Below are 4,267 nucleotides of genomic sequence, written 5' to 3'. Positions count from 1 at the left end.
GTCGTGGCGGCCGACCAGTACGCCCATCTGGTCACGGGCAGCGGCGACAGCCGTTCGGACTCCCCGGGACTGCTGCCGGACACCGCGCGCGTGGACCCACAGATCCTTGCGCAGGGCGTAGTCACGCTCCCGGGCCCACTTGCCGGTGAGCAGCTCGACGATCCCGGCGCGGCCCGTGACGAAGGTGTCCCGGTTGCGCCAGACCGAGTCCTCGGAATAGGCGAGCGAGACCTTGTGCGGATCGCGGGTGTTCCAGGCGTCCTCCGCGGCCTGGACCTTCTGGAGCGCGGTCTCACGGGTGAAGGGCGGCAGGGGCGGACGGTCGGCCATGAGGACTCCTCGGTGCGAGCGAAAGCGATGGAGGATAGAGAACGGTCATTCTCCAGCGTGACAGAGAACGTACGTTCTCTCTATCTGGCCGCTAAGATAGAGAACGTACGTTCTCAGGTCAAGGAGCCCGTCGCATGGACAACACGACCGCCCGGGATCAGGCGGCCCCCTCACGCACCCGGGAGCAGGCCCTCGCGATCGCCCGCGAGCAGGCCCTCGACGCCGCGGAGCGGCTGTTCTACGGCCGGGGTGTCCAGGCCGTGGGGATGGACGACATCCGCGGCGCCTCGGAGGTCTCGCTCAAGCGGCTCTACCAGCTCTTCCCCGCGAAGGAACACCTGGTGGAGGCGTATCTGGAACGGCGCGACGTCCGCTGGCGGGCGCGGCTGGCGGAGCACGTCGACAGCCGGCGGGATCCCGAGCGGAGAATCCTGGCCGTCTTCGACTGGCTGGGCCTGTGGTTCGCCGAGCCGGACTTCCGCGGCTGCGCGTGGATCAACGCGTACGGCGAACTCGGCGCCACGTCGGAGCGGGTGGCCGCGCAGGCCCGTACGCACAAGGCGGCGTTCCGGGCCTATCTGGCCGGGCTGGTGAGCGCGGCTGGGCGCCCCGCCGCGCTCGGCGACCATCTCTTCCTCCTCGCCGAGGGCGCCATGGTCACGGCGGGCATCGACGGGACCGCAGGACCCGCCGCCCAGGCGCGTGCCGCCGCCCAACTCCTTTTGGAGGCAGGGAAATAGGGCGCGACCGCAGGGTCAGGCGGTCTGCTCCGCCACCGTGATGGCGCCGACCGGACAGGCCCGTACCGCCTCCCGCAGCATCAAGTCGCCGCCGCCTTCCGGCCCGTCCGGGAGCAGCGCGCCGAAGCCGTCGTCGTCCTGGGTGAACACGCCTGGAGCGGCGAGGGCGCACTGACCCGCGCCGATGCAGACGTCCTTGTCGATCGCGATGCCGACACCCGCGCCCATGCCGCTCCTCACCAGGCCACGGGGAGTTCCAGCATCCCCTGGATCGTGTCTCCGGGCTTGAACGCGACGGCGTCGGCGGGGACCGCGAGCCGCAGGCCGGGGAAGCGGTCGAAGAGGGAGCGCAGCGCGATCTCCATCTCGGCCCGCGCGAGGTTCTGGCCGAGGCACTGGTGGATGCCGAATCCGAACGCCACATGGTGCCGGGCCGAGCGGTGCCAGTCGAGGGTGTCGGGCGCGGGGAAGGCCAGTTCGTCGCGGTTGACGACGGAGGTGGAGAAGACCACGCCCTCGCCCGCGCGGATCGTGGCACCGGCGACCTCGATGTCACGCGCCGCGACCCGCAGCAGCCCGTCCGCGATGGACAGGAACCGCAGCAACTCCTCCACGGCGGCGGGCATCAGCGCCGGTTCGGCCCGCAGTTCGGCGAGCTGTTCCGGATGGTCGAGCAGGGTGAAGGTGCCCAGCGAGATCATGTTCGCCGTCGTCTCGTGCCCGGCGACGAGCAGGATGGTCGCGAGGGAGATCAGCTCCTCCCGGTCCACCTTTCCCTCGCGGAGCTGATCGCGGATGAGCTCGTCGAGGAGTCCCTCCCCGGGGTCCTTCTCCTTGTGGTCGATCAACGAGCCGAAGTAGGCGTCCAGTTGGTCGCGGGCCTCCTCGATGTCGGCGGCGGCCGGGCCCCGCAGCAGCCGGCGGGACTGCTCCTCGAAGAAGTCGTGGTCACCGTACGGCACTCCGAGGAGGGCGCAGATCACCATGGAGGGCACGGGAAGCGCGAAGTCGTTCACCAGCTCGGCGTGCGGGCCCTGTTGCTCCATGCGGTCGAGGAGCCGGTCGACGGTCTCCTGGATCCGGGGGCGCAGCGCGGCGGTCCTCTTGAGGGTGAAACTCGGTACCAGCATGCGGCGTTGGACGTGGTGCTCGGGGTCGTCGACACCGAGCAGCGCGATCCGGCGGTTGTGCGCCGCCGCGAACCGCTCGGTGACCGCCGGGAAAGCGGGCCGCGTGCGGTCCGTGGACAGCCGTGGGTCGGCGAGGAGTTCACGGGCCACGCCGTGCCCGGTGACCACCCAGACGGTACGCCCGTCGAACAGGGAGACGCGTGAGAGCGGACGGCCCTCACGCAAGGGCGCGTAGGCGACGGGCGGATGGTAGGGGCACGTACGGTCCTGCGGGAAGCGGACCGGGGGTGGCGCCTCGGTTGACGGGGGCCGAGTCAGGGGGGACGGGAGTGACGGGGGCTGGGTCAGGGGGGACGGGGGCTGGGTCAGGGGGGACGGGGGCTGGGTCAGGGGGGTTTCTGTCATGAGTGACCTCGCAAGCGACGGTTCCCTCTTGTCGATCTTCATTAGATGCCCCAGGCACCTATGCGGCCACGCGAAGTTCGGCCAGATGAGCCGTTCGCGCGATCTGGCCGAAGCGCGGTGGGCGCGGTTCCGGTTCTCCCGGCTTTCCCGCGCCGCCGGCCCACCCGCCTGCCCGGCCTTGGCTCGAAGTCCGCGGGACACCCCGTCCGAAAATGGGTTGCGCGGCCGCGTCCGGTGACCCGAACATCTGCCCATGTCCACGATCGAAGCCTTCCTGCCGCCGACCTCCGCCACCGTCCGTCCGGTGCGGGTCCAGCAGCAGCCCGGCCGACCGCGGAGGCCCGAACCTCCCCGGTCGTGACCGCCGCGCTCGTCGCGGGGCTTCTCGCGGGCTATGGCATCGCCATGCCCGTCGGAGCGGTCGCGACCTACCTCGTCTCCCTCACCGCTCGTACGTCCCTGCGGATCGGCGCCTCGGCGGCGCTCGGCGTCGCGACGGCCGACGGGCTGTACGCCCTGGTCGCCGCTCTCGGGGGCACGGCGCTCGCCGCGGCGCTCCAGCCGGTGATGCTCCCGCTGAGCCGGGCCTCCGCGCTGGTCCTCACCGTACTGGCGGTCCACGGCGCGATCGGCGCGGTCCGCCGGTACCGCGGGCGCCGGCTCCCCGAGCGGACCGGGCAGGACCCCCCGCGCCCCGCCCGCGCCTACGTGGCCCTGCTGGGCATCACCCTGCTCAACCCCACCACCGTCGTCTACTTCGCCGCGCTGGTGCTCGGCAGCCGCACGGCCGAGGCGGTACGCCCGCTGGAGCAGGGGGTGTTCGTGCTCGCCGCGTTCGCCGCGTCCGCGAGCTGGCAGCTCCTGATCGCCGGGGGCGGTGCCCTGCTGGGCCGGACCCTGACGAGCCATCGGGGACGGCTCGTGACCGGGCTCGCGTCGAGTGGCGTGATCATGCTGCTGGCCGTACGCGTCCTGGTGGCCTCGTCATGAGGTCACGGGCCCGGGCCCGGTGCGGCCCGCGTACACCCCACCGGGGGATCGGCCCGGCACGGGGAGCCACGCGGGCCGTGGTACGGAAGATTCGGGTGCGCGCTGGTGTTGAATCGTGCCGAGACACGACCAGCGAGACACGACCAGTCCGATGCGACGATGGGACGGAAGTCATGCCACTTGAGGGCGAGTACGAGCCCAGCCCCACGCAGTGGGTCCGGGACCAGGTGGAGTTGTACGAGAGTTCCGGTGGCACCAAGGGAACGACCCTGATGGAGACCGGCCTGCCCGTCATCATCCTCACGACGCGCGGCGCGAAGAGCGGCAAGATCCGCAAGACCCCGCTGATGCGTGTCGAGCACGACGGCCGGTACGCCGTGGTCGCCTCCCTCGGCGGCGCTCCCAAGCACCCCGTCTGGTACCACAACGTCATCTCCGACTCCCGCGTCGAGCTCCAGGACGGGCCCGAGCGCAAGGAGTTCAGGGCCCGGGAGATCACCGGCGAGGAGAAGGACCAGTGGTGGGAGCGCGCGGTCGCCGCGTTTCCCCCGTACGCCGAATACCAGCAGAAGACCGACCGGGTGATCCCCGTCTTCGTGCTGGAGCCGGCCGGCTGACCGAGGCGCGCCGCGGATTTCCGCGGCACCGGTGTGCTTGAACCGGAGCACCCCG

Annotated in this window: 6 protein-coding genes; 3 read left to right on the top strand and 3 right to left on the bottom strand. The window is 71.4% G+C overall.

Features of this window, described 5'->3' with window-relative positions:
- On the bottom strand, positions 1 to 330 hold a 330-nt coding region (locus ACWEBX_RS37655), incomplete at its 3' end, for a DUF1348 family protein (protein WP_451889236.1).
- 134 nt (positions 331 to 464) lie between these two features.
- On the opposite strand from ACWEBX_RS37655, the gene ACWEBX_RS37650 reads away from it, so the two are divergent.
- Positions 465 to 1,070 carry a TetR/AcrR family transcriptional regulator gene (locus ACWEBX_RS37650; RefSeq protein ID WP_451889235.1) on the top strand — a complete coding sequence of 202 codons (606 nt, stop codon included), beginning with the start codon at positions 465 to 467 and terminating at the stop codon, positions 1,068 to 1,070.
- Positions 1,071 to 1,085: 15 nt separating this feature from the next.
- On the opposite strand, the gene ACWEBX_RS37645 is transcribed toward ACWEBX_RS37650, so the two are convergent.
- Positions 1,086 to 1,298: a ferredoxin gene (locus ACWEBX_RS37645; RefSeq protein ID WP_451889234.1), complete on the bottom strand. Its 213-nt coding sequence runs from the start codon at positions 1,296 to 1,298 to the stop codon at positions 1,086 to 1,088.
- Between the two features lie 8 nt (positions 1,299 to 1,306).
- On the bottom strand, positions 1,307 to 2,425 hold the full coding sequence (locus ACWEBX_RS37640; RefSeq protein ID WP_451889233.1) for a cytochrome P450: 1,119 nt from the start codon (positions 2,423 to 2,425) through the stop codon (positions 1,307 to 1,309).
- A gap of 537 nt (positions 2,426 to 2,962) precedes the next feature.
- Between ACWEBX_RS37640 and ACWEBX_RS37635 the strand changes: the two genes are divergently transcribed.
- Together ACWEBX_RS37635 and ACWEBX_RS37630 are read left to right on the top strand one after the other, a co-directional pair.
- Positions 2,963 to 3,595, top strand: coding sequence for a LysE family transporter (locus tag ACWEBX_RS37635; RefSeq protein ID WP_451889232.1), 633 nt, complete (start codon positions 2,963 to 2,965; stop codon positions 3,593 to 3,595).
- 173 nt (positions 3,596 to 3,768) lie between these two features.
- Positions 3,769 to 4,212: a nitroreductase family deazaflavin-dependent oxidoreductase gene (locus ACWEBX_RS37630; RefSeq protein WP_451889231.1), complete on the top strand. Its 444-nt coding sequence runs from the start codon at positions 3,769 to 3,771 to the stop codon at positions 4,210 to 4,212.
- Positions 4,213 to 4,267: the final 55 nt, after the last annotated feature.

This window comes from Streptomyces sp. NPDC005070, from assembly GCF_053600395.1.
Note: the sequence above shows the minus strand (reverse complement) of the source record. Positions and strands in the feature narration are given on the sequence as shown.

Coding starts and splice junctions, on each gene's coding strand:
- ACWEBX_RS37650 (WP_451889235.1), top strand. CDS start 465: ATGGACAACACGACCGCCCGGGATCAGGCGGCCCCCTCACGCACCCGG.
- ACWEBX_RS37645 (WP_451889234.1), bottom strand. CDS start 1,298: ATGGGCGCGGGTGTCGGCATCGCGATCGACAAGGACGTCTGCATCGGC.
- ACWEBX_RS37630 (WP_451889231.1), top strand. CDS start 3,769: ATGCCACTTGAGGGCGAGTACGAGCCCAGCCCCACGCAGTGGGTCCGG.